At 70.9% G+C, this 22492-nt stretch carries 23 protein-coding genes; 9 read left to right on the forward strand and 14 right to left on the reverse strand.

What is annotated here, in order from left to right:
* The first annotated feature begins 58 nt into the window (after positions 1 to 58).
* A complete protein-coding gene (locus tag ACOBQB_RS35835) occupies positions 59 to 508 on the forward strand; it encodes a DUF2550 domain-containing protein (protein ID WP_423597899.1) in 450 nt (149 codons plus the stop codon).
* Between the two features lie 133 nt (positions 509 to 641).
* Here the strand turns inward: ACOBQB_RS35835 and ACOBQB_RS35840 are convergent, their stop codons facing one another.
* From ACOBQB_RS35840 to ACOBQB_RS35850, 3 genes are all read right to left on the reverse strand, one after another.
* A complete protein-coding gene (locus ACOBQB_RS35840; RefSeq protein ID WP_423597901.1) occupies positions 642 to 2510 on the reverse strand; it encodes a glycosyl hydrolase family 18 protein in 1869 nt (622 codons plus the stop codon).
* Between the two features lie 181 nt (positions 2511 to 2691).
* Positions 2692 to 3342, reverse strand: coding sequence for a response regulator (locus ACOBQB_RS35845; protein ID WP_423597903.1), 651 nt, complete (start codon positions 3340 to 3342; stop codon positions 2692 to 2694).
* The gene (locus tag ACOBQB_RS35850; protein ID WP_423597905.1) at positions 3339 to 4541 is read right to left on the reverse strand and encodes a sensor histidine kinase; all 1203 of its coding nucleotides are present in this window, start codon (positions 4539 to 4541) and stop codon (positions 3339 to 3341) included. Before ACOBQB_RS35850 ends, ACOBQB_RS35845 begins: the two co-directional genes overlap by 4 nt.
* A gap of 154 nt (positions 4542 to 4695) precedes the next feature.
* Between ACOBQB_RS35850 and ACOBQB_RS35855 the strand changes: the two genes are divergently transcribed.
* Entirely contained in the window at positions 4696 to 5268 is a 573-nt protein-coding gene (locus tag ACOBQB_RS35855) for a hypothetical protein (protein ID WP_423597907.1), read from the forward strand.
* A 6-nt stretch (positions 5269 to 5274) separates the two neighbouring features.
* Here ACOBQB_RS35855 and ACOBQB_RS35860 read toward each other — a convergent pair whose 3' ends face one another.
* Together ACOBQB_RS35860 and ACOBQB_RS35865 are read right to left on the reverse strand one after the other, a co-directional pair.
* Complete coding sequence (locus ACOBQB_RS35860) at positions 5275 to 5847, reverse strand: cob(I)yrinic acid a,c-diamide adenosyltransferase (RefSeq protein WP_423597909.1); 573 nt, start codon at positions 5845 to 5847, stop codon at positions 5275 to 5277.
* A gap of 13 nt (positions 5848 to 5860) precedes the next feature.
* Positions 5861 to 6103 carry a DUF6411 family protein gene (locus ACOBQB_RS35865; RefSeq protein WP_423597911.1) on the reverse strand — a complete coding sequence of 81 codons (243 nt, stop codon included), beginning with the start codon at positions 6101 to 6103 and terminating at the stop codon, positions 5861 to 5863.
* Positions 6104 to 6274: 171 nt separating this feature from the next.
* Between ACOBQB_RS35865 and ACOBQB_RS35870 the strand changes: the two genes are divergently transcribed.
* Positions 6275 to 7498, forward strand: a complete 1224-nt coding sequence (locus ACOBQB_RS35870; protein ID WP_423597913.1) for a phospholipase D-like domain-containing protein — start codon at positions 6275 to 6277, stop codon at positions 7496 to 7498.
* Between the two features lie 33 nt (positions 7499 to 7531).
* Here ACOBQB_RS35870 and ACOBQB_RS35875 read toward each other — a convergent pair whose 3' ends face one another.
* Both ACOBQB_RS35875 and ACOBQB_RS35880 read right to left on the reverse strand, forming a co-directional pair.
* The gene (locus ACOBQB_RS35875; RefSeq protein WP_423597915.1) at positions 7532 to 8287 is read right to left on the reverse strand and encodes an ABC transporter permease; all 756 of its coding nucleotides are present in this window, start codon (positions 8285 to 8287) and stop codon (positions 7532 to 7534) included.
* Positions 8288 to 8305: 18 nt separating this feature from the next.
* Complete coding sequence (locus ACOBQB_RS35880; protein ID WP_423597917.1) at positions 8306 to 9097, reverse strand: ABC transporter ATP-binding protein; 792 nt, start codon at positions 9095 to 9097, stop codon at positions 8306 to 8308.
* A gap of 99 nt (positions 9098 to 9196) precedes the next feature.
* On the opposite strand from ACOBQB_RS35880, the gene ACOBQB_RS35885 reads away from it, so the two are divergent.
* The 4 genes from ACOBQB_RS35885 to ACOBQB_RS35900 all read left to right on the forward strand — a co-directional run bounded on the left by ACOBQB_RS35885 (position 9197) and on the right by ACOBQB_RS35900 (position 14099).
* Positions 9197 to 9838, forward strand: a complete 642-nt coding sequence (locus ACOBQB_RS35885; RefSeq protein WP_423597919.1) for a TetR/AcrR family transcriptional regulator — start codon at positions 9197 to 9199, stop codon at positions 9836 to 9838.
* A gap of 157 nt (positions 9839 to 9995) precedes the next feature.
* Entirely contained in the window at positions 9996 to 10844 is an 849-nt protein-coding gene (locus ACOBQB_RS35890; protein WP_127909439.1) for a 3-hydroxyacyl-CoA dehydrogenase family protein, read from the forward strand.
* Between the two features lie 206 nt (positions 10845 to 11050).
* The gene (locus ACOBQB_RS35895) at positions 11051 to 11374 is read left to right on the forward strand and encodes an STAS domain-containing protein (protein ID WP_030792181.1); all 324 of its coding nucleotides are present in this window, start codon (positions 11051 to 11053) and stop codon (positions 11372 to 11374) included.
* A gap of 208 nt (positions 11375 to 11582) precedes the next feature.
* The gene (locus tag ACOBQB_RS35900) at positions 11583 to 14099 is read left to right on the forward strand and encodes an ATP-binding protein (protein ID WP_423597922.1); all 2517 of its coding nucleotides are present in this window, start codon (positions 11583 to 11585) and stop codon (positions 14097 to 14099) included.
* Positions 14100 to 14216: 117 nt separating this feature from the next.
* Here ACOBQB_RS35900 and nucS read toward each other — a convergent pair whose 3' ends face one another.
* Entirely contained in the window at positions 14217 to 14888 is a 672-nt protein-coding gene (nucS, locus tag ACOBQB_RS35905) for an endonuclease NucS (RefSeq protein ID WP_030789353.1), read from the reverse strand.
* A 254-nt stretch (positions 14889 to 15142) separates the two neighbouring features.
* Here nucS and ACOBQB_RS35910 point away from each other — a divergent pair, with 254 nt between their 5' ends.
* Positions 15143 to 15535, forward strand: coding sequence for an SCO5389 family protein (locus ACOBQB_RS35910; protein WP_030789356.1), 393 nt, complete (start codon positions 15143 to 15145; stop codon positions 15533 to 15535).
* Between the two features lie 82 nt (positions 15536 to 15617).
* Here the strand turns inward: ACOBQB_RS35910 and ACOBQB_RS35915 are convergent, their stop codons facing one another.
* Positions 15618 to 16652, reverse strand: a complete 1035-nt coding sequence (locus ACOBQB_RS35915) for an LLM class flavin-dependent oxidoreductase (RefSeq protein ID WP_423597924.1) — start codon at positions 16650 to 16652, stop codon at positions 15618 to 15620.
* A 209-nt stretch (positions 16653 to 16861) separates the two neighbouring features.
* On the opposite strand from ACOBQB_RS35915, the gene ACOBQB_RS35920 reads away from it, so the two are divergent.
* Complete coding sequence (locus ACOBQB_RS35920; protein WP_423597926.1) at positions 16862 to 17194, forward strand: ATP/GTP-binding protein; 333 nt, start codon at positions 16862 to 16864, stop codon at positions 17192 to 17194.
* A 15-nt stretch (positions 17195 to 17209) separates the two neighbouring features.
* Here the strand turns inward: ACOBQB_RS35920 and ACOBQB_RS35925 are convergent, their stop codons facing one another.
* The 5 genes from ACOBQB_RS35925 to ACOBQB_RS35945 all read right to left on the reverse strand — a co-directional run bounded on the left by ACOBQB_RS35925 (position 17210) and on the right by ACOBQB_RS35945 (position 22343).
* Entirely contained in the window at positions 17210 to 18052 is an 843-nt protein-coding gene (locus ACOBQB_RS35925) for an ABC transporter permease (RefSeq protein WP_423598977.1), read from the reverse strand.
* A 134-nt stretch (positions 18053 to 18186) separates the two neighbouring features.
* The gene (locus tag ACOBQB_RS35930) at positions 18187 to 19392 is read right to left on the reverse strand and encodes an ABC transporter ATP-binding protein (RefSeq protein ID WP_423597928.1); all 1206 of its coding nucleotides are present in this window, start codon (positions 19390 to 19392) and stop codon (positions 18187 to 18189) included.
* Between the two features lie 122 nt (positions 19393 to 19514).
* Entirely contained in the window at positions 19515 to 20285 is a 771-nt protein-coding gene (locus tag ACOBQB_RS35935) for an ABC transporter permease (RefSeq protein WP_423597930.1), read from the reverse strand.
* A gap of 3 nt (positions 20286 to 20288) precedes the next feature.
* Positions 20289 to 21284, reverse strand: coding sequence for an ATP-binding cassette domain-containing protein (locus tag ACOBQB_RS35940; RefSeq protein WP_423597932.1), 996 nt, complete (start codon positions 21282 to 21284; stop codon positions 20289 to 20291).
* Between the two features lie 123 nt (positions 21285 to 21407).
* A complete protein-coding gene (locus ACOBQB_RS35945) occupies positions 21408 to 22343 on the reverse strand; it encodes a cellulose-binding protein (protein ID WP_423597934.1) in 936 nt (311 codons plus the stop codon).
* Positions 22344 to 22492: the final 149 nt, after the last annotated feature.

The following is a 22492-nucleotide window of genomic DNA, read 5'->3' on the forward strand; positions in this document are numbered from 1 at the left end:
ATGTATTGGTCCGTTGTCGGTCGGCCGACCGACAGTAGAGGCGAGGAGGTCGGTGCCGATGATCCTCACTCTGCTCGTGTGCGGACTTGCGTTGATCGCGCTGGTGTTGGTGGGGCTCTTCGTCTTCGGACTGCGACGCCGGCTGATCCAGCGTTCCGGCGGCACCTTCGACTGCTCCTTGCGCTGGGACGCCCCGGAGAAGGGCGACACCTCCGGCAAGGGCTGGGGGTACGGGGTCGCCCGCTACAACGGCGACCGCGTCGAGTGGTACCGCGTCTTCTCCTACGCTCCCCGGCCGCGCCGGGTCCTCGAACGCTCGGGCATCGAGGTCGTCGACCGCCGCGCCCCGGACGGCGAGGAGGAGCTGGCCCTGCTCTCCGACGCCATCGTCCTCGGCTGCCTGCATCGTGGCGTCCGCCTGGAACTGGCGATGAGCGAGGACGCGCTGACGGGCTTCCTGGCCTGGCTGGAGGCGGCGCCTCCCGGGCAACGTGTCAATGTGGCGTAGTGGTGATGTGCCCCGTAGGGGCGCCCCATAGGGGCGCGGGGAACTGCGCGCTCAGCCACATACGGCCCGCAGCCATGAAGAAGCCGGGGAGACAGGGGGCGATCCTGTCTCCCCGGCTTCGTACCAGGGACGGCTACTTCAGACCGTCATTGATGGCACTCACCAGCTCACCATTGCTGGTGTCACCGCTGAACTCCCAGAAGAACGCCCCGCCAAGACCCTGCTGCTTGGCCCAGGCCATCTTGGCGCGGATCGTCTCCGGGGTGTCGTACGACCACCAGTTCGTACCGCAGTGGGCGTACGCCGTCCCGGCGACCGTCCCGTTCGCGGGGCAGGAGTTCTTCAGCACCTTGTAGTCCTCGATGCCCGCCTCATACGTGCCCGGCGCCGCGCCTGTCGCCGTGCCGCCCGGCTCCTTCTGGGTGACGCCGGTCCAGCCACGCCCGTAGAAGCCGATGCCGAGCAGCAGCTTGGCGGACGGCACGCCCTTGGCCTTCAGCTTGGAGATCGCCGCCGCGGAGTTGAAGCCCTCCTGCGGGATGCCGGCGTAGGAGGTGAGCGGGGAGTGCGGGGCCGTCGGGCCCTTGGCCGCCCACGCGCCGAAGAAGTCGTACGTCATGACGTTGTACCAGTCGGTGTACTGCGCCGCGCCGCCGTAGTCCGCGGCGTCGATCTTGCCGCCGCTGGAGCCGTCCGCGGTGATGGCCGCGGTGACGAGGTTCTTGGCGCCGAACTCGTTGCGGAAGGCCTGCATCATCGTCTTGAAGACGGCCGGGCCCGAGGTGTCGCAGGACAGGCCGCAGGCGTTCGGGTACTCCCAGTCCAGGTCGATGCCGTCGAAGACGTCGGCCCAGCGCGGGTCCTCGACGAGGTCGTGGCAGGACTTGGCGAAGGCCGCCGGGTTCTTCATGGCGTCGGTGAAGCCGCCGGACCAGGTCCAGCCGCCGAAGGACCAGAGGATCTTGATGTTCGGGTACTTGGCCTTCAGCTTGCGCAGCTGGTTGAAGTTGCCGCGCAGGGGCTGGTCCCAGGTGTCGGCGACGCCGTCGACGCTCTGGTCGGCGGTGTAGGCCTTGTCGATCGCCGCGTAGGAGTCGCCCATGGTGCACTTGCCGTTCTGGACGTTCCCGAAGCTGTAGTTGATGTGGGTGATCTTGCCGGCGGAGCCGGAGGTCGCGATGTTCTTCGCGTGGTAGTTGCGTCCGTAGACGCCCCACTCGGTGAAGTAGCCGAGCTTGACCTTGTCGCCGGGGCCCGGGCCCGGGTCGCCGCCGCCCGTGGTGCGGACCTTGACGGCGCCGCTGGCGGGGCCGGTCTGGTCGGCGGTGTCGCGGGCCTGGACGGTGTACGAGTAGTCGGTGCCCGCGGTCAGGCCGCTGTCGCTGTACGAGGTGCCGGTCACCGTGCCGACCTTGGCGCCGTCGCGCAGGACGTCGTAGTTCTTGACGCCCTTGTCGTCGGTGGCGGCCTTCCAGGACAGCTTCACGGACGTGTTGGTGATGTCGGATGCCGTCGGGGCGCCGGGCGCGCTCGGCGGGTTGTCGCCGGGGACGCTGCCGCCGTCGCAGCTGCCGCCGTTGAGCGTGCACTGGGACGGGGCGCCGGAGCCGGTGCCGTTGAAGCCGAAGGAGACGGAGGCGCCGGGGGCGAGCGTGCCGTTCCAGCCGAGGTTCTTGGCGGTCCAGCGGGCACCGGAGTTGGTGACGGTGGCGTCCCAGGCGGACGTCACCTTGGTGTCGGCGGGGAAGTCCCACTGGACGTTCCACGAGCTGAGCGTCGTGGTGCCGGTGTTCTTGATGGTCCACTTGCCCTCGAAGCCGCTGCCCCAGTCCTGAGTCTTGGCGTACGTGGCGGTGGCCTCGGAGGCGGCGTCCGGGGCCGCCTCGGCGGGTGCGCCGAGGGCGACCAGGGTGGCGAGCGGGAGCAGCAGCGTGGTCAGTCCGGCCACGGCTCGATGTCTGATTCTGAGTCCTGAGCGGGTGTCGCTCTGTGTGAAGCGCACGGAGTGCTCCTCGGGTGAGATCCGGGGGTCTGAGGGGTGGGACCCTGCGCCGCCCGTGAGCACGTGGACACGTGGGGGAGTGCTCACCGCAGTGCGGCGAGAATAGAAAGGTCTGGACCAGCGGTCAAGAGGTCTGAACCAATGGCCGAATTGTTCTGGTCCGGCGCGATCACATCCCCGCTCAGACCCCCAACTCCTGCGCGAGCACGGCCGCTTGCACCCGGCTGCGCAGCTCCAGCTTGCCGAGGAGCCGGCTGACGTGCGTCTTCACCGTCGCCTCCGCCATGGCGAGGCGGTTCGCGATCTCCGCGTTCGACAGCCCCTCACCGATGCAGGACAGGACCTCGCGCTCGCGGCGCGTGAGACTGTCCAGGACGGCGGGGTCCGGCGCGTTCTCCCTGCGTACGGGCCTGGGCGGGGCGGCGAACTCGGCGATCAGGCGGCGGGTGACGGCCGGGGCGATCAGCCCCTCGCCGCGCGCGACCGTACGGACGCCTTCGATGAGGTCCTTCGCCTCGGCGTTCTTCAGGAGGAAACCGCAGGCGCCCGCCCGCAGCGCCCCGAAGACGTACTCGTCGAGGTCGAAGGTGGTCAGGACGAGGACGTCCGCAAGTCCCTCGGCGACGACCTGGCGCGTTGCCGACACCCCGTCCAGGCGCGGCATCTGGATGTCCATCAGGACGAGGTCGGGGCGCAGCTCGCGGGCGAGGGCCACGGCCTGCTCGCCGTCCGCCGCCTCGCCGACCACCTCGATGTCGGGGGCGCTGCGCAGGATCAGGACCAGTCCCGCGCGTACGGCTGACTGGTCCTCGGCGACCAGCACTCGGATCATTCCTTGGCTCCTTCGTCCGCGGGGTCGACGGGCAGGGTCACGGAGACGGTCCAGACCTTGCCGCCGCCCTCGCTCTCCGGGCTGGTCTCGGGGCCCGACCCGAAGGTGCCGCCGAGCAGTTCGGTGCGCTCGCGCATGCCGACGAGGCCGGCTCCCGAGCCGGGGGCGCGGGGCCCGGCGGGATCGTCGTACGGACTGGTGACGCGGACCTTCAGGGCGCGCGGCTCCTGGGCCAGGGTGACGGTGACCCGGCCGGGAGAGGCGTGCTTGAGGGCGTTCGTCAGGGACTCCTGGACGATGCGGTACGCCGCGAGCTCGACCGGCGCGGGCAGCTTCGGGCCGTCCGGGACGCGGGCGTGGTCGAGCGTGACGTCGAGGCCATTGGTGCGGGCGCCGTCGAGGAGGGCGGCGAGGCCGTCGAGGGTGGGGGCCGCGGCCGGTTCCAGGTCGCCGCTGTCGTCGCGCAGGATGCCGATGAGGCGGCGCATCTCGGCGAGGCCCTCGACGCTGTTCTCCCGGATCACGGCGAGCGCGTCCTTGCTGGTGGCCGGGTTGTCCAGGGAGAGCGCGGCCGTGGAGTGGATGGCGATCGCCGAGAGGTGGTTGGCGACCATGTCGTGCAGCTCGCGGGCCATCCGGGCGCGCTCGGCCGTGACGGCCTGGACACGGTCCATCTCGGCGAGCAGCGCGGTCTGCTCGGCCCGCAGCCTGGCCGCGGCGGTCGCCTCGCGGTGATTGCGCACCAGGGCGCCGGTCGTGGCGGGCGCGAAGGAGATCGCGGCGGTGACGACGCCGATCAGGACGGCCTCCGGCTGCCGGAACCACGCGAGGAACCCGACGGTGACCGCCACGGTCACCAGGCCCGTGGTGACCGGGATACGCCGGGCGGCGGCCGGGGTGCCGTACACCACGGCCGCGTACACGACGTCGGTGAACATCAGGATCGACGCGAGGTTGCCCGAGGTGAACTGGTCCGCCACCACCGCGAGGGTGCCGACGGCCAGGGCGAGCTGCGGTGCGCGGCTGCGCAGCAGCTCCATGCCGGCGAGGGCGACCATGGGGACCAGCGCCCAGTCGGAGCCGAGCGGCCGGCCGGCCTGTGAGTGCAGCCCGAGCGCCCACAGCGCGAGCCCGCAGAGCAGGCTGGCCACGGCGATCCGTACGTCGACGCGCTGTGGGCGGGGGAGGGGCAGGGCCATGTCCTCCATCCAACACGGCGAGCGGCCCACACGCCTGATCCTGGGGGAGGAACCGCCCGCTACATCGAAGGATGCAGTCCCACTTCGTCATTGGCGACGACGATCCGCGCCCGGCTCGGCGGGAGCCTTGAGAGGTGACCGAGAGGAGCGAGCCGTGATCGTCACGCTGATCGTCATCTGTGAGGTCGGATTCTGGGTGCTGCTGGCCGCGGGCCTGACCGCCCGCTATCCGCTGCGCAAGCCGCGCCTCGGCCTCGCGATCCTGCTGTGCGAGCCGCTGCTCGAAGTCCTGCTGCTCGTCGTGACCGCCGTCGACCTGAAGAACGGCGCCGACCCGAGCTGGAAGCACGGCCTGGCCGCGGTCTACCTCGGCTACACCGTCGGCCACGGCCACCGCACGGTGAAGTGGCTCGACGGCCACGCGGCGCACCGCTTCGCCGGCGCGCCGCTGCCGCGCCCGCCGCGCTATGGCCGGGCCCGGGCCCGGCACGAGGCGAGGGTCTGGCTCGGCACCCTGGTCGCGGCGGCCGTCGCGACCGGGCTGCTGCTGCTCGCCATGTGGTACGTCGACGACCCTAGCCGCGCCTCGTCGCTGGAGGGCTGGATGCACACCGCCTGGCGGGCGGCGGCCATCCACGGCGTGGTCGCCCTCACCTACACGCTGTTCCCGAGGCGGGCCCCGGCCCGCGAGGGGCGGGACGAGGACCGCCCCCTGACCAAGGTCTGACGAGGCCTACCGTTCGCCGCCCGGCACCCACAGCACGTCCCCGACCTCCTTGTTGGCCGTACGGGCCAGGATGAACAGGAGGTCGGAGAGGCGGTTGAGGTAGGTGGCCGTCAGCGGGTTCATGGTGTCGCCGTGCGTCTCGAACGCCGCCCACGTGGAGCGCTCGGCCCGCCGCACCACCGTGCACGCCTGGTGCAGCAGCGCCGCGCCCGGCGTGCCGCCCGGCAGGATGAAGCTGCGCAGCTTCTCCAGCTCCTCCAGGAAGCGGTCGCAGTCCGCCTCCAGCTTGTCGACGTACGACTGCTCGACGCGCAGCGGCGGATATTCCGGGTCCTCGACGACCGGTGTGGACAGGTCGGCGCCCACGTCGAAGAGGTCGTTCTGGACCCGGACGAGGACCTTCACGACCTCCTCGTCGAGCCCGCCGAGCGCGATCGCCGTGCCGATGGCCGCGTTGGCCTCGTTGGCGTCGGCGTAGGCCGCGATCCGCGGGTCGGTCTTGGCGGTGCGGCTCATGTCGCCGAGGGCCGTCGTGCCCTGGTCGCCGGTCCTGGTGTAGATGCGCGTCAGATTGACCATACGGCCAGCGTAGTCAGAACGGCATGCGACCCCGGGCGCGGCGGCCGGCGGAGCCGCTGCGGCCCACCGCCTTGGAGCTGCTGCGGAAGGGCTTGCTGAAGAGCCGGCCCAGGATTCCGGGGGCCTTGCCGCCGACGCGCGAACCGGCTCCCAGGGTGCGCTGGGTGCCGCGTTCGGGGTGCCGGGACAGGCGGGGGACGAAGAAGGCGAGGAGGGCCAGAACGACACATACGGCGACGATGCCGACAACCATCATGACGGGCTCCCTGAGGTGGGGTACGTCTGCCGTCTGCCCCGGCAACCGGGGCCCATGCGCCGATCGCCGCCCGCCGGTGGGGCGGGGGTACAGTCGGCTCGCCGCTCAGCCCGCGCCGGACCGGGCGCCGCGGCCCGACGTATCCTCGTCGTGTTCCGGCCAGGGAACGCCATGACCGGTACGCAGGAGTCTCCCGACCTGACCTCGGATGCCACCGGAGCGCCGGGTCGCCCGTCCGTGCCGGATCGCGTCGCGCGGATACGGCGGCGCCTGGAGCGGCTGATCGGCATCGCGGCGACCGAGGGCAACGCGCTGACCGTCCTGCGCAACGGTGACGAGATCTTCGCCGCCATGCTGGCCGCGATCCGGTCCGCCGAGCACACGGTCGACATGATGACCTTCGTCTACTGGAAGGGCGACATCGCCCGCCGGTTCGCCGACGCCCTCGCGGAGCGGGCCCGCGCCGGGCTGCGGGTGCGGCTGCTCCTTGACGGCTTCGGCAGCCGGCTGATCGAGGCCGAGCAGTTGCGGGTGATGGAGCGGGCCGGGGTGCAGGTGACGTGGTTCCGCAAGCCGCTGCATCTGTCGCCCCTCAAGCAGAACCACCGCTGTCACCGCAAGGTCCTCGTCGTCGACGAGGAGACCGCCTTCACCGGCGGGGTGGGCATCGCCGAGGAATGGTGTGGCGACGCCCGTAACCCCGACGAGTGGCGCGACACCCACGTCGAGGTCCACGGCCCCGCGGTGGACGGCATCGCCGCGGCGTTCGCGCAGAACTGGGCCGAGTGCCACGGCGAACTCTTCGACGCCCGGGACCGGTTCATCGGGCACCGCCCCCAGGGCGACGCCGTCGTGCAGGTGGTGCGCGGCTCGGCCAGCTTCGGCTGGCAGGACATGCAGACCCTGATCCGCGTCATGCTGGAGTCCGCCGAGGAACGCTTCCGTCTGTCCACGGCCTATTTCTCCCCGGACGCGTACTTCGTCGAACTGCTCTGCGCCACCGCGCGGCGCGGGGTCGAGGTGGAGATAGTGCTGCCCGGGCCGCACACCGACAAGCGGGTCTGCCGGCTGGCCGGGCAGCACCATTACGAGGACCTCGTCCGCTGTGGGGTGAGGATCTACGAGTACCAGCCGACGATGATGCACGCCAAGGTCATCACCGTCGACGGCGTCGCCGCTCTGATCGGCTCGACCAACTTCAACCGCCGCTCCCTCGACCACGACGAGGAGGTCATGCTCGCCGTCCTGGACCAGGAGTTCACCGCGACACTGGACGAGCACTTCGACGACGATGTGCGGGCCAGTGAAGTGGTCCGGCAGGGCCGGTGGAAGAGACGCTCCCTCGTCCAGCGGGCCCGTGAGATGAGCGTCCAGCCCATCCGCCGGTTCCTGTGAGGCGCCCGCGGGTCTCGCCACGCTTCGTTCCCGTCACGCGCCGGCCTTCTTGAAGACGCGTGTGCCGACCGTCACGGACAGCAGCGTGAAGGCGAGCGCCATCAGCGCGCCGTACAGCATGGTCGTGGAGGCGTAGTCGCCCACGTATCCGGCCCGCATCGCGTCGACGAGGTAGCGGAACGGCATGAAGTGCGACAGGACGTCCAGCCAGGTGGGCGCGAGCGCCATCGGCAGCATCAGGCCGGAGAGCAGCATCGAGGGCATGCTGATGGCGTTCACCGCGGGCCCGAACTCGTGCGCCTTGGCGACCTTCATCGCCAGCGCGTACGAGAGCGCGGCGAGCGAGGCGCTCAGCAGCGCCACGAACACGAACCCGATCAGTACGCCGCCCAGCGGCGCCCTGAGCCCCATCGCCAGTGCGGCGAGCACCAGCAGCACCGCCTGGAAGACGAAGAGCGCGGCGTCGCGCAGGATCCGGCCGAGCAGCAGCGCGAGGCGGCTGACGGGCGTCACCCGCATCCGCTCCACCACGCCGAACTGCTTCTCGATGATGAGCGCGAACCCACTGAACGTCGCGCCGAACAGGCCGAGTTGGAGCAGCAGTCCCGGCACGAGCACCTGCCAGGAGTCGCCCTCGGAGCCGAGCGGCAGATCGGTCAGGAGGGGGCCGAAGAAGAGCAGGTAGAGCAGGGGCGTCAGGACGCCGAAGAGGATCTGGAACTTGGAGCGAAGGGTCTGCCGGGCGTACCGCCCGAAGATCAGCGCGGTGTCGGAGAGCAGTGCGGGCATCGGTGGGGTCCTGGGGTGTCAGACGGCGAGGGGGGCCGTGTCGGCGGTGTGATGGGGGTCGATGTCGCGCCCGGTGATGGCGAGGAAGGTGTCCTGGAGCGAGGCGTCGATCGAGCCGCCGTACCGGAGCTTGAGCGCGCTCGGCGTGCCCTCGGCGACCACGACGCCCTGGTCGACGACGACCAGGCGGTCGGAGAGCGCGTCGGCCTCGTCGAGGTAGTGCGTGGTGAGGAAGACCGTCGTGCCGTGCTCGTCGCGCAGCCGCCGCACCAGCGTCCACAGGTCGGCGCGGCTGCCCGGGTCGAGCCCGGTGGTCGGCTCGTCCAGGAAGAGCACCTCGGGCCGGTGCATGAGCCCCATGGCGATGTCGAGGCGCCGCCGCTGACCACCGGAGAGGTCGGCGCAGGGCCGCTCCATCAGCCCGGTCAGCCCGAGGTCCCGCGCCAGTTCCTCGGCCCGGGCGGCGGCCTGTGCCTTCGTCAGGCGGTAGAGGCGCCCCTGGGTGATCAGTTCCTCGCGTACGGAGACGCTGAGGTCGACGCCGCCGGACTGGGCGACGTAACCGATCTTCTCCCGTACGCCGGCGGGGTTCTTGAGCAGGTCGTGGCCCGCGACGGTGGCGGCGCCGCCGGTGGGCGCCAGCAGCGTGGTGAGCATGCGCAGCGTGGTGGTCTTGCCCGCGCCGTTGGGCCCGAGGAAGCCGAGGATCTCGCCGGCCTGGACGGTGAGGTCGATGCCGCGCACGGCCTCGACGGCGCCGTTCTTCGTCGCGAAGGTCCGGGCGAGCCCGGCGGTGCTGATGATTGCCATAGCGACCACAAAAACAGAGTCGATTAAATTTTGCAACGTCACCAACTTTTGGTGGCTGCCAAGTTTTGATGGTGCCTAGGAATGCCTAGGATGGGAGGCATGGCTGAGGGGCTCAGGGAGCGCAAGAAGCGGCAGACGAAGCAGCGGATCTCGGACATCGCGACCGGGCTCTTCCTGGAGCACGGCTTCGTCACGGTGACCATCGCCGACATCGCCGAGGCCGCCGATGTCTCCGTCAACACGGTCTACAACTACTTCCCGGCCAAGGAGGACCTCTTCCTCGACCGGGGCGATGACGCCGTCGACCGGCTCTCCCGCCACGTGCGCGGCCGCCGCGACGGCGAGTCCGCCGCCGACGCCGTCCTGCGCGAACTGCGCGCCGACGTCGAGGGCCTGTCGCCGGCCGTCGGGCTCTTCCCCGGCTGGGCCGACTTCATGAAGGTCATCACCGAGGCGCAGCCGCTGCGCTCCCGCCTCTGGGCCATCCAGCAGGAAGCCCTCGACAACCTCACCAGGACCCTCGCCGATGAGACGGGCGCGGCCGAGGGGGACCCGCTGCCCGCGCTCGTCGCCGGACAGCTCTCCTGGCTCCACGGCACGCTCATGAGCTGGATCGGCGACGAGATGACCAAGGGCCGCGAAGCCGCCGAGGTCTCCCGCGAAGCCCTCGGCCTGCTCGACGAGATGGAGTCCCTCCTCGGCGAGAAGGTGCTCAACTACGCGATGCGCGGCGCCCGGTGAGGCGTACCGGTGTGACGTCCGTCATTTGAGACGTGACGCGCATCTCTTCGCCGCCACAGGTGCCCTCACGGCCGCTAATGTCCGCTCCAGAGGCATACGTAAACAGCGTGTGAGCCAACCGTGATAAGCGGTCATAAGCGGTAGGGGAGTCGGAACAGTGGCACGGAAGCTCGCCGTCATCGGAGCCGGACTCATGGGGTCCGGCATCGCTCAGGTCTCCGCCCAGGCGGGCTGGGACGTCGTCCTGCGCGACGTCACCGATGAGGCCCTGACCCGTGGCACCGACGGGATCAAGGCGTCGTACGACAAGTTCGTCGGCAAGGGCAAGCTCGCCGCCGACGACGCCGAGGCCGCGCTCGCGCGCATCACGACCACCACCGACCTGGACGCCGTCGCCGACGCGGACATCGTCGTCGAGGCCGTCTTCGAGAAGCTGGAGGTCAAGCACGAGATCTTCCGCACGCTCGACAAGCTCGTGCGCGACGACGCGGTGCTCGCCTCCAACACCTCCGCCATCCCGATCACCAAGATCGCGGCCGTGACGGAGCGCCCCGAGCGCGTCGTCGGCGCCCACTTCTTCTCGCCGGTCCCGATGATGCAGCTGTGCGAACTCGTGCGCGGCTACAAGACCAGCGACGAAACCCTCGCCCGCACCCGGGAGTTCGCCGAGTCCGTCGGCAAGACCTGCATCGTCGTCAACCGCGACGTCGCCGGCTTCGTGACGACCCGTCTGATCTCCGCGCTCGTCGTCGAGGCCGCCAAGCTCTACGAGTCGGGCGTCGCCACCGCCGAGGACATCGACATCGCCTGCAAGCTCGGCTTCGGCCACGCCATGGGCCCGCTCGCGACCGCCGACCTCACCGGCGTCGACATCCTGCTGCACGCCACGAGCAACATCTACACGGAGTCCCAGGACGAGAAGTTCGCGCCCCCGGAGCTGATGCGCCGGATGGTTGACGCCGGTGACATCGGGCGCAAGAGCGGGCAGGGCTTCTACAAGCACTGACCCGTGACCACGTAAACCCTCTACGCCTTCTGACGCTTCGTCCCGCCCGTTCGTCGCTCTCCTGGGTCACCCCTCGGAGTGAATTCGGTATCGGTTCGCTTACAGACGGCAACTTCCTCGCCCAAGCGGCAGTCAGTTGCAGTGACATACGCAGACGGCTCAAGGATCAGACGTCACAGCAGACACGGCACTCTCGGGGAGCGTATATGCACATCAGGGGCGACCAGGCCCAGCTGGTCGTCGGGGGCCGCCTCGACGTACGCAGCGCGGCGGACGCCCGTACGGTCCTGCACTCGGCCGTCGACGACGGCGCCGGCGACCTGGTGCTCGACCTGTCCGAACTCGACTCGTGGGACGCCACGGGACTCGGCGTCATCATGGGCGCCCACCGCCGCGCCGGGCGGTGCGGACGCAGGCTCGTCCTGCGCCACGTGCCGCCGCAGATGCAGCGCCTGCTCGTCGCGACGAGGCTGCACCGCATCCTCGCCATCGAGGGCGGCATCGGCGTCGAATCGCTCCCCAGGGCCTGAAGCGGAACCTCTCCCGCAATTCTCACGAGACCGTGACGTCTCGGGCGGGACGGCACCCCGCCCTCTCGTAGATACTGTGCGAAGGCCTAGGGTTCGGTCGCCCACCGATAGACGAACCCGCACGGGGGCACCGGACCAGAAGCGACAGCGCAGTGTGCACGAAGGCCGGAGGGGGCTCTGCACACCACGCATCTGGGGGGCTTTGACCATGGACCCGAAGAACCGGCGACCCGAAGAGTACGGCCACGACCGCGGTGGCCGCGCCCATGACCACCACGACGACCACGACAGCCCGCGTCCGTCGCGTCCACGCGACCCGCTGACGCCCGACTTCGGGCAGCCCGCACCCGCGCTGGCCCGCACCGTCCAGCTCGTCTCGGGCGACTTCCTGCTCACCGTCAACCCCGTCGACGGCAGCGAGATAGAGCCCTGCCCGCCCGGAGAGCGCCCCGACCGGCCCACCAGGCGCACCACCGGCGAACGCGCCGAACTGCGCCGCGCCGCCGCGCCGCCCGTCCCGCCGGGCCCCGCCCTGCCGAGGCTCCCCCTCCTGGAACGCCAGGAAGAGCGTGAGCGCCTCGTACGGCTCCTCGCGCGCGGCCGCTCGGTCCGGCTCACCGGGCCCGCCGGATCGGGCCGCACAGCGCTTCTCAACGCCGTCGCCGACGACTGCGCGGACCTCGCGCCCGACGGCGTCGTCCGGCTCTGCGGCTACCGCAAGACGCCCGGCGAACTGCTCCACGACCTCTTCGCCGCCGTCTACAACGCGCCCCTGCACCGCCCCGAGCGCTCCCTGCTGCTCGAACTCGTCCACGACATCGGCGCGGTCGTCATCCTCGACGACCTGGAGTTCGGCGGCGCGGGCCTCGACGAACTGCTCGACGCGACACCCGAGTGCGCCTTCCTCCTCTCCACGACACCCGACGTCGCCGCCCCGTCCGCCGACTCCCGCCTCGAAGAGGTCTTCCTCGCCGGCCTCGGCCGCGGCAGCACCCTGGAGCTCCTGGAGCGCGCCGTCGGCCGGGTCCTCGACGACGAGGAGGCCGACTGGGCGGGCGACCTGTGGTTCGAGTCCGAGGGCCTGCCCCTGCGCTTCGTCCAGGCGGGCGCCCTGCTGCGCCAGCGCGACCAACTCCGCGCCGACCCGCACGCCTTCGAGGAGAACGGTTACTTCGCCCAGGCCTCCGCCCAGGCCCCTGCTCAGGCCTCCGCCCAGCCCGCCGGCGACGCGCCCTTCAATGCCGACGAGGCGCCCTTCGACGCCGGTGACGCCGAGATCCCGCTGCCCTCGCTCGCCGACGGAGCCGCGCCCGCCGCCCTGCTCGCCTCGCGGCTCAGCCCGTCCGCCCGCGACACCCTGAAGTTCGCCGTCGCCCTCGGCGGCGAACTGCCGCACCAGGCCCACCTGCCCGCCCTGGTCGGCGACACCCACGCCGACGCGGCCCTCGCCGAGCTCGTCGGCTGCGCCCTGGTCACCGCCGTCGGCTCGCGCTACCGCCTCGCCGCCGGAGTCCGGGCCCAGCTGGAGAGCTCCGGGTACGCCGACGAGGCCGCCGAGCACGCCCGGACCGCCGCCCAGCACTACGCCTGGTGGGCCGGGCACCCCTCGGTCACCCCGGAGCGGGTGGCCGCCGAGGCGGACGCCGTGCAGGCCGCCCTCGCCGCCCTGGTGGCCTCGGAGAGCGGCGCCGCCGTGCTGCTGGCCCGCACCGCGGCGCCCGCCTTCGCCGGAGGGCTCCACTGGGGCGCCTGGGAGCGTGCCCTGCGGTCCGGCCAGGAAGCGGCACGCAACGCCGGGGAGGTCGCCGAAGAGGCGTACTTCCACCACGAGTTGGGGGTCCTCGCGCTCTGCGGCGGGCGGCTGGACCGGGCCCGCGCCGAGCTGGAGGCCTCCATCGGGCTGCGCGGCGCCCTCGCCGACAAGCGCGGCATGATCTCCGGACGCCGGGCCCTCGCCCTGGTCGCGGACCGCTCCGGCGGCACACCGCCCGGCGGGCGCACGGCCGCGGGCGAGGAGGTCCCCGACGCGCGCTACGAGGAGTCCGCGTCGCCCCCCGGCGGCGTCCCGGCGGCCTTCGCGCTGCCCGAGCCGCCCACCGAGCCGGTCACCCTGGTCGCGGGCAAGGCCGTGCCCGGCGCGGGCCCGGCGCCGAGCCGCCGCTCCCTCCTCAGCGGCACCCGGCGCAACCTCGTCGCCGCGGGCGCGGGAGCCCTGCTCGCCGCCGTCCTCGGCACCGTCGTCACGCTCGGCGCCACCTCCGACAACGACCGCCCCGAGAGCGACCGGGTCACGACGGAGCAGTCCGCGCGGGAGGACCGCGACGACGGCGGTCTGAGCGCCGACGAGCCGCAGAAGGGCGCCACGAGCGGGCCCCGCGACCCCGGCAAGGACGGCGTCGTCGGCACCGCCGACGACCCGAAGCCGTCCGCGAGCGGCGAGCCCTCGGCCAAGCCGAGCGACAGCGGCGAGCCCTCCGAGAAGCCCTCGGAAGAGCCGACCGGCAAACCGACCGACAAGCCCACGGACAAGCCGACGGACAAGCCGACCGACAAACCCACTGACAAACCCACGGACAAGCCGACCGACAAGCCGACCGACAAACCCACGGACAAGCCGACGGACCCGCCGACCACGCCGCCGACGAACCCGCCCACGACCGAAGCCCCGCCGCCCTCCTCGCCCGACACCTCGAACTCGGCGAGCGGCCCGGCAGGGTCGTCGTAGGCCACCTGACCGTCCCTGCACGTGAGGGGCCGGGTCCCACCGGACCCGGCCCCTCACGCGTACGTGTGATGTCGCTCAGAACATGTGTCTCAGAACACGTCGTTCAGAACATGCCTCTCAGAACAGCCGCAGCTTGTCGTCCTCGATGCCGCGCAGCGCGTTGTAGTCGAGGATCGCGCAGCCGATGCCGCGGTCCGTGGCGAGGACGCGGGCCTGCGGCTTGATCTCCTGGGCGGCGAAGATGCCCTTGACGGGCGCCAGGTGCGGATCGCGGTTCAACAGTTCCAGATAGCGGGTCAGTTGCTCGACGCCGTCGATCTCGCCGCGCCGCTTGATCTCCACGGCGACCGTCTGCCCGTCGGCGTCCCGGCAGAGGATGTCCACCGGGCCGATGGCCGTCATGTACTCGCGGCGGATGAGCGAATATCCCTCACCGAGTGTCTCGATCCGGTCGGCGAGGAGCTCCTGGAGGTGTGCTTCCACGCCGTCCTTGATGAGACCGGGGTCCACGCCCAGCTCGTGCGAGGAGTCGTGCAGGACTTCCTCCATCGTGATGATGAGTTTCTCGCCCGCCTTGTTCACGACGGTCCACACACCGGCGTCGTCCCCTGATCCCTCCTTCAGCGTGCAGGGCGGGGACATCCAGTTGAGGGGTTTGTAGGCCCTGTCGTCCGCGTGGATCGAGACGCTGCCGTCCGCCTTCACAAGGATCAGACGGGGGGCCGACGGGAGATGGGCGGTGAGCCGGCCCGCGTAGTCCACGGAGCATCGGGCAATGACGAGACGCATGGGGCGCAACGCTACTCGACTCGGGGCGGTGCACGCGATTCGCCTGTCGGGGGCCGGTGGGCCCTGTGGGGATCGTGCGACTTGTCCGCCGATGGACCCGTTCGATCCTGGCCGGTTATGCGCCCAATCTCCTGGTGCGGCCCCCGCGCGTTGCCTACCGTAGAAGCGGGAGGTCGTCATCCGTGCACGCTGCGTATGCGGACTCCATCCCTGTCCGTAAGCCCTCGCTCGGCGGGGGTGCGAGAGGAGAACCCATGTCGCTCGACGTCTCACCGGCACTGTTGGAACAGGCCGAGCGAGGCGAGGTGGACGAAGCAGCTTTCGTCGACTGCGTCCGGACCTCCCTGCCTTACGCGTGGGAGATGATCAGCTCCCTGGTGGCCCAGCTGAAGGTCGACGGCGGAGAGTTCGCCGACAACCAGACGCCGCCCCCGGACGAGCAGGCACGTGGACAGCTGCTGCGCGCGCTCGCGAGTGACGCGATTCGCGGCGCTCTGCAGCGGCACTTCGGAGTGCGTCTGGCATTCCAGAACTGCCACCGTGTGGCGGTGTTCCCGCTGGATTCCTCGGTGGACGACAGGCTTGCCCGCTTCACCTCGATCCGGGGCCAGCTGCTCAACCAGTCGCCCGAACTGCGGGACTGCTGACGTTTGTTGCTGCCGCTCCGTACGCGGGAGGTGTATCAGTCCGGAGCGGCAGCTCCCGTCCCGGCCCACTGTGGGCCGGGCGTCACACGAGCTGGGGCAGTACGTCGGCCCCCAGCCGCCGTACGTTCTCCTCTGTGGCCGCGAGGTCCCCGGAGCCCTCCACGAGCAGCGCGAAGCGCGTGATGCCCGTGCGCTCCGCCGTGGCCGCGAGGCGGTCCGCGCACACCCGTGGGGTTCCCACGGGGTGCAGCCCGCAGAGCAGCTCGGTGTACGCCAGGGGGTCCCGCATGGCGCGGCGGCGGCCGTCGACGGTCACATGGGCGTCCAGGCCCTGCTTGAGCCAGCCCGGCATCGCTTTCTGTAACGTCTCGGCGGCCTCCAGGGGGCGGTCCCCGATCTGCACCACGCCGGCGGACACATGTGAAGCCGTGGCGATTACCTCCGGCGTATGCCCGGCGGCACGTGCGTGCCGTTTCCACAAGGCCACCATTTCGGCCTTCTCCTCGTCGCCCGCGTGCATGCCGAGCAGCATCGGCAGACCGCGCTGCGCGGCGAGCCGCACACTGGTCGGCGAGGTGCAGGCGAGGATCACCTCGGGACCGCTGTCGCCGTGCCCGCTCAGGGCCTCCTGCGGGCGCGGTACGACGGCGACCTCCCGGAAGGCGAACCGCTCGCCCGAGCTCTCGACACGCGGCTCGGTCAGCCACCTGAGCAGCAGGTCGAGGGAGTCGGGGAACCCTTTCTCGTACGCGTCCAGGCCCGCGCCGAAGACCTCCAGGTCCACCCACGGCCCGCCCCTGCCGACGCCGAGCGAGAACCGGCCGCCCGACGTGACGTGGAGCAGGGCCGCCTGCTCGCCGAGCGCGACGGGATGCACGGTGGGCAGGACGCTCACGGCCGTGCCGACCCGGATCCGCCGGGTCCGTCCGAGGAGCAGCGCCGCCAGGGTCACCGCCGAGGGGCAGGTGCCGTACGGCACGAAGTGGTGCTCGGCGAGCCAGACCGAGTCCAGCCCCGCCTCCTCCGCCACCTCGGCGGACCGCACCGCCCGGTGCAGAGCCTCTCCCTGCCCCTGTCCGGGGAATTGGGCGGCCAGAACAAAACTACCTACACGCATCGAACTCCTGCCTCCTTGGCACCGACGCAGGCACTCCCCCCACGGGCAACAACGCGTGACACGTGCCAAAGGCACGGCCTGGCATGAAGATTGTTGGATTTTCCGTGCAGTGCGGGGGCGCTGCGGGAGTAGGTACGCGACGAGTACCCCGTGGCGCGGCGCGTAGGCTGGTCACCCCCCTGACCGCCGTACAGCCAGCGAGGTGTCCTGTGTCCCCGCGTCGCAACCGCCCCAAGGGCGTCGGAGAGCCGAGGGCGTCCGCGGACGCGGAGCCGCCGGGCCGCTACGGCGGGTTCCAGAACGCCGAGACCTGGCAGGGCGAGCAGTGGAGCGTACGCCATGTCGCGGGCGCGAGTTCGCAGGGCAAGCGGTACCGCTGCCCCGGCTGCGACCAGGAGATCCCCTCGGCGCTCGCGCACGTGGTGGCCTGGCCCGAGCACTCCGGGGTGGACGAGCGCAGGCACTGGCACAAGGCGTGCTGGAACGCGAAGGACCGCCGCACCACGCGGGTGCAGCGGTCCCGTAACGCGCCGCGGTACTAGCGGCTCCGTGGTACGTCAGACGTCGCGCTTCTCCAGGAGGGCGTAGGCGCCGGCGATCGCGACGAGCGTCACGACGACGAGCACGACCAGCTGGGACGTGCCGCCGGAGCCGTCGATGCCGTCCGCGCCGAAGATCTTGGCGAGCGAGTTGATGGCGTTGTAGTCGGACATCTTTTCGGCGAGCGACTGCGTGCTCTCCCAGATCATCAGGAACGCGGGCAGGATCGCCGGTACGAGGACCACGCCGAGCATCGCGGTGATGGCGCCCGCGGAGTGCCGCAGCATGGAGCCGACGGCGAGCGCGAGGACGCCGAGCAGCGACACGTACAGGCCGCCCTTGAGGACCGTGCCCGCCCACGGCACGTCGCCCGCCCCGGGGCCGCTGTTCAACGACGAGGTCACGAGGCCCACCAGCAGGATGGAGCCCGCGGAGACGACGAAGGCCGTGACGAAGAAGACCAGGATCTTCGCGGTCAGGACGCGGTAGCGCTGCGGGGACGCCGTGAAGGTCGTACGGATCATGCCCGTGCCGTACTCCGACGACGTCACGAGGACGCCGAGCGTGATCAGGCAGATCTGCCCCAGCATCAGGCCGAAGAAGGCCGGCACGGTGAACGGCATGTCCGAGTAGTTCTCGGGCGTGGTGTTCGCGGCGGCGAGCAGGCCGATGCCGATCACCAGGAGGAGGAAGATGCCCAGCGTCCACATCGTGGAGCGCACCGACTTGATCTTCGTCCACTCGGAGGCGAGGGCGTTGCCGAGGTGGGTCTTCCTGACCGGGATCGGCGAGGTATAGGCGTTGGCCATCGCCTGCTCCCAGGCGGAGGGCGGCGCCGGGGCGGCGGGCGGGGGAGCCATCGGGGCGCCCATCGGCGCGCCCGGCGGCGGGCCCATCGGGGCACCCTGCGCGGGAGCGCCGGCCTGGGCGTACGCCTGCTGGGGCTGGGGGGCCTGCTGCGCCTGCGGCTGCTGCTGCGGAGTCTCAGGCGTGGTCATCGGGGAGCATCCTCGTTGTCGGTGGCGCGCTTGGTCATCTCGGGAGCGGAAGCGGGAGCAGGCGCGGGGGAGGCCTGCGGCTGCGGTGCGGCGGCGTAGGGGTTCGGCGTCCCGGGCGCGCCCTGCGGCTGCGGCATCGCGAAGGGCTGACCGCCCTGCTGGGGCGGCGGCGGCGCGTACCAGCCGGGCTGGTCCTGGCCGGGCACCGGCAGCTGGCCCTGTGGCATCATGCCGGGCGGCATGGCGCCGGGCTGCATCGGCTGCTGGAGCCCCGCGCGCTGGTCGACCGTGGAGCGGTAGTCGACGGCGCCCTGCGTCATCCGCATGTACGCCTCCTCCAGCGACGCCTGGTGCGGCGAGAGCTCCCACAGGCGGACGTCCGCGCCGTGCGCGAGGTCGCTGATGCGGGGCAGCGGCAGCCCGGTCACGCGCAGCGCGCCGTCCAGCTCGGGCAGGACCTGGCCGCCCGCCTCGGTCAGCGCGGTCGTCAGCTTCTCGCGCTGCTGGGGCTCGGTGTCCGGCGTACGCACCCGCGCGAAGTCGGCGGAGTTGTGCGAGATGAAGTCCCTGACGCTCATGTCGGCGAGCAGCTGGCCGCGGCCGATCACGATCAGGTGTTCGGCGGTGAGGGCCATCTCGCTCATGAGGTGGGACGACACGAAGACCGTGCGCCCCTCGGCCGCGAGCGACTTCATGAGGTTGCGGACCCAGAGGATGCCCTCGGGGTCGAGGCCGTTGACCGGCTCGTCGAAGAGCAGCACCTGCGGGTCGCCGAGGAGCGCCGCCGCGATGCCGAGGCGCTGGCCCATGCCGAGCGAGAAGCCCTTGGAGCGCTTCTTCGCCACGTCCTGGAGGCCGACGACGCCGAGCACCTCGTCGACCCGGCGGGCCGGGATGCCGGAGAGCTGCGCGAGGCAGAGCAGGTGGTTGCGGGCGTGCCGGCCGCCGTGCACGGCCTTGGCGTCGAGCAGCGCGCCGACCTGCCGGGGGGCGTTGGGGAGCTTGCGGTAGGGGTAACCGCCGATCGTCACCTGCCCCGTGGTGGGAGTGTCGAGCCCGAGGATCATGCGCATCGTCGTCGACTTGCCGGAGCCGTTGGGCCCGAGGAAGCCGGTGACGGTACCGGGCCGCACCTGGAAGGAAAGGTTGTACACGGCTGTCTTGGCGCCATAGCGCTTCGTCAGGCCGACTGCCTCGATCATTCTCCGCACCCATCGAATGGTTCAGGACGTCGGGGCACACGCCCCCGTAAGGGTTAGGAGGATAACGGGGAGCTGACGGTTCCGGCCAAGAGCAAGTAAAACGTGGGGAGCGGGTGTCCGGCTCACGCGTCCCTCTTCTTCAGCACCACATACCCCCCGATCAGCGCCACCACGACCCACGCCACCATGATCGCCAGACCGCCCCAGGGCCCGTACGGGGTGTCGTCGTCGAGGGGCGACTTGACCTGCATGATCTTGCTGCCGGCCTGGTCGGGCAGGAAGCGGCCGAGTCTCTCCGTCGCCGACACGTTGCCGAGGATGCTGGAGATCAGGAAGAAGAACGGCATCAGGATGCCCAGCGACAGCATCGGGCCGCGCAGCATCGCCGCCACGCCCATCGAGAACATCGCGATGAGCGTCATGTAGAGCCCGCCGCCGACGACGGCCCGCAGCACACCGGGGTCACCGAGCTGCGCCTTGTACGGGCCGAGCATCGCCTGCCCCACGAAGAACGTGACGAAGCTGGTGGCCAGGCCCACGACGAAGGCGAGCAGCGTGGCCACGGCGACCTTGCCGAACAGGAACGTGCCGCGCCGCGGGACCGCCGCCAGGGAGGTGCGGATCAGCCCGGTGCTGTACTCGTTGGAGACGACGAGCACCCCGAAGACGATCATCGCGAGCTGGCCGAGGGACATCCCGGCGAAGCTGATGTACGTCGGGTCGAAGGCCAGCCGGTCCTCGGCGTCGAGGCCGTCGTAGTCGTTCCGGGACAGGATGCTGATCAGCGTTCCGAGCGCGATCGTGACGACACCGGCGAGGCCGAGCGTCCACACCGTCGACGAGACGGAGCGGATCTTGGTCCACTCCGATCGCAGTACCTGCGCCGTGGCCATCGCTCAGTTCCCCTTCCGCCGCTGCCGGCCGTCGGCCCAGGCCTCGCCCCAGCCGGGGGCCCGGCCCGGCGGCGGACCGGCGTGGCCGGCGTGGTCGGCGTGCGCGTGGTACTCGACCGACTCGGCGGTGAGCCGCATGAACGCCTCCTCCAGGGAGGCCTGCTGGGGGCTCAACTCATGCAGGACGATCCGGTGGCTCGCGGCCAGTTCACCGAGCTCCTCGGCCGCCGTGCCGTCCACTTCGAGGACGCCGTCGCCCGCTGCGGCGACGGTGACGCCCGCCCGGTGCAGCACGTCAAGGAGACGCTCCCGCTCCGGGGAGCGCAGTCGGACGTACGAGCGTGAGTTGCGCCGGATGAAGTCGGACATCGAGGTGTCCGCCAGGAGACGGCCCTGGCCGATGACCACGAGATGGCCGGCGGTGAGCGCCATCTCGCTCATCAGGTGCGAGGAGACGAAGACCGTACGCCCTTGTGAGGCGAGGGACTTCATGAGGGTGCGGATCCAGTGGATGCCCTCCGGGTCGAGGCCGTTGACCGGCTCGTCGAACATCAGGATCTCGGGGTCGCCGAGCAGCGCGCCCGCGATGCCGAGGCGCTGGCCCATGCCGAGCGAGAAGCCCTTGGCCTTCTTCCTGGCGACGGCGGTCAGCCCGACGGTGTCGAGGACCTCGCCGACGCGGGCGCGCGGAATGCCGTTGCTGTGCGCGAGGCAGAGCAGGTGGTTGAAGGCGCTGCGCCCGCCGTGCACGGCCTTGGCGTCCAGGAGGGCGCCGATGCGCTTGAGGGGGTCCTTCAGCTGGGAGTAGCGCTTGCCGTCGATGCGGACGGCACCGGCTGACGGGTTGTCGAGCCCGAGCATCATGCGCATGGTGGTCGACTTCCCCGCGCCGTTCGGACCGAGGAAGCCGGTGACGACACCGGGGCGGACGGTGAAGGTGAGGTTGTTGACGGCCACCTTCTCGCCGTACCGCTTGGTCAGCCCCTCAAGCTCGATCATGCGGCAACGCTAAAACGGGTGAAAGCCCCCTGCCACTTAGGAGCGGCAGAGGGCTCAGCGTCCATGAAAGGGGCGCGGGGAACTGCGCGCCCAGCCACAACGGGCCGGCAGCTCCCCACCACCTCAACGAGTCTGCTGCGCCGGAACCCCACGCGAAATGGGCTCATCCTCGGCAGGCGTCCCCGCGGCAGCCACAGCCGCACCGGTCAACGTCGCCAGCATCTCCCGCACGTTGGTCAGCTGGGCGTTGATGGAGTCGCGCCGGTTCGTCAGAGCGGCAAGCTCCCGCTCGGATTCCGAACGGATCCGGTCCGCCTTGGCGTTCGCGTCCGCCACGATGTCCTCGGCCTGACGCTGCGCCGTCTCCACCGTCTGGCGCGCGCGCCGCTCCGCGTCCGTACGCAGCTTCTCCGCCTCAAGACGCAGCTGCTCCGCGCGGTGTTCGATCTCCGCGAGGCGCTTCTCCGCCTTGGCCTGACGCGACGCCAGGTCCCGCTCGGACTGATCGCGCCGCTTGGCGAGGTTCGTCTCGAAGTCGGCGGCGGCCTGCGCGGCCTTGGCGCGCGTCTCCTCGAAGAGGGCGTCCGCCTCCTCACGCTTGGACTGCGCGTCCTTCTGCGCCTCGGCCCGCAGGGCGTTCGCCTCGCCCTTGGCCTTCTCGACGATCCGAACGCCCTCGTCCTCGGCCTTCGCCTTGCGCTCGGACGCGAACGACTCGGCGTCGTTGCGCACCTGCTGCGCGGCGGACTCGGCCAGCTCGCGGTGTTGTTCGGCCGCGCGGCGGGCCTCCTCGCGCAGGTCCTTCGCCTCCTCCTCGGCGAGGCGGAGGATCTTCTCGACGCGGGCGCCGAGCCCGGCGTACGACGGCTCGGCGTCGGCCACCTGGGCCTGCGCGTTCTGCGTTTCGAGGTGCAGCTCCTCGATGCGCTTTTCCAGAGCAGTGATACGAGCAAGAGCGCTGTCACGGTCGGAGACGAGCTTGGAGATACGTTCGTCCACCTGAGCGCGGTCGTACCCACGCCGCACAAGCTCGAAGCCGTAGGGGGAAGTGTCGCTCATGGGGTTCCTGTCGAATGAGACCGGTGAGGTGATAGAGGGAATCCTAGGGGCCCGGGCGGCGTGTCATCGAGCAGATGCCCGTTTGATCTGGAGAATGACACCCCTTTTGAGTGGCAAGACGTCAGAGGCCTTGCCAGGGACAGGGCCGA

The sequence above is a fragment of the Streptomyces sp. G5(2025) genome, from assembly GCF_049542075.1.
Lineage (GTDB): Bacteria > Actinomycetota > Actinomycetes > Streptomycetales > Streptomycetaceae > Streptomyces.

What these genes read in the sequence shown, in the direction of transcription:
- ACOBQB_RS35925 (WP_423598977.1), bottom strand. Translation starts at nt 18,052, where the DNA reads ATGGCTCCCCCGCCCGCCGCCCCGGCGCCGCCCTCCGCCTGGGAGCAG.
- ACOBQB_RS35895 (WP_030792181.1), top strand. Translation starts at nt 11,051, where the DNA reads ATGCACATCAGGGGCGACCAGGCCCAGCTGGTCGTCGGGGGCCGCCTC.
- ACOBQB_RS35935 (WP_423597930.1), bottom strand. Translation starts at nt 20,285, where the DNA reads ATGGCCACGGCGCAGGTACTGCGATCGGAGTGGACCAAGATCCGCTCC.
- ACOBQB_RS35930 (WP_423597928.1), bottom strand. Translation starts at nt 19,392, where the DNA reads ATGATCGAGGCAGTCGGCCTGACGAAGCGCTATGGCGCCAAGACAGCC.
- ACOBQB_RS35845 (WP_423597903.1), bottom strand. Translation starts at nt 3,342, where the DNA reads ATGATCCGAGTGCTGGTCGCCGAGGACCAGTCAGCCGTACGCGCGGGA.
- ACOBQB_RS35870 (WP_423597913.1), top strand. Translation starts at nt 6,275, where the DNA reads ATGACCGGTACGCAGGAGTCTCCCGACCTGACCTCGGATGCCACCGGA.
- ACOBQB_RS35850 (WP_423597905.1), bottom strand. Translation starts at nt 4,541, where the DNA reads ATGGCCCTGCCCCTCCCCCGCCCACAGCGCGTCGACGTACGGATCGCC.
- ACOBQB_RS35915 (WP_423597924.1), bottom strand. Translation starts at nt 16,652, where the DNA reads ATGCGTGTAGGTAGTTTTGTTCTGGCCGCCCAATTCCCCGGACAGGGG.
- ACOBQB_RS35885 (WP_423597919.1), top strand. Translation starts at nt 9,197, where the DNA reads ATGGCTGAGGGGCTCAGGGAGCGCAAGAAGCGGCAGACGAAGCAGCGG.
- nucS (WP_030789353.1), bottom strand. Translation starts at nt 14,888, where the DNA reads ATGCGTCTCGTCATTGCCCGATGCTCCGTGGACTACGCGGGCCGGCTC.
- ACOBQB_RS35860 (WP_423597909.1), bottom strand. Translation starts at nt 5,847, where the DNA reads ATGGTCAATCTGACGCGCATCTACACCAGGACCGGCGACCAGGGCACG.
- ACOBQB_RS35835 (WP_423597899.1), top strand. Translation starts at nt 59, where the DNA reads ATGATCCTCACTCTGCTCGTGTGCGGACTTGCGTTGATCGCGCTGGTG.
- ACOBQB_RS35945 (WP_423597934.1), bottom strand. Translation starts at nt 22,343, where the DNA reads ATGAGCGACACTTCCCCCTACGGCTTCGAGCTTGTGCGGCGTGGGTAC.
- ACOBQB_RS35865 (WP_423597911.1), bottom strand. Translation starts at nt 6,103, where the DNA reads ATGATGGTTGTCGGCATCGTCGCCGTATGTGTCGTTCTGGCCCTCCTC.
- ACOBQB_RS35875 (WP_423597915.1), bottom strand. Translation starts at nt 8,287, where the DNA reads ATGCCCGCACTGCTCTCCGACACCGCGCTGATCTTCGGGCGGTACGCC.
- ACOBQB_RS35900 (WP_423597922.1), top strand. Translation starts at nt 11,583, where the DNA reads ATGGACCCGAAGAACCGGCGACCCGAAGAGTACGGCCACGACCGCGGT.
- ACOBQB_RS35940 (WP_423597932.1), bottom strand. Translation starts at nt 21,284, where the DNA reads ATGATCGAGCTTGAGGGGCTGACCAAGCGGTACGGCGAGAAGGTGGCC.
- ACOBQB_RS35910 (WP_030789356.1), top strand. Translation starts at nt 15,143, where the DNA reads ATGTCGCTCGACGTCTCACCGGCACTGTTGGAACAGGCCGAGCGAGGC.
- ACOBQB_RS35880 (WP_423597917.1), bottom strand. Translation starts at nt 9,097, where the DNA reads ATGGCAATCATCAGCACCGCCGGGCTCGCCCGGACCTTCGCGACGAAG.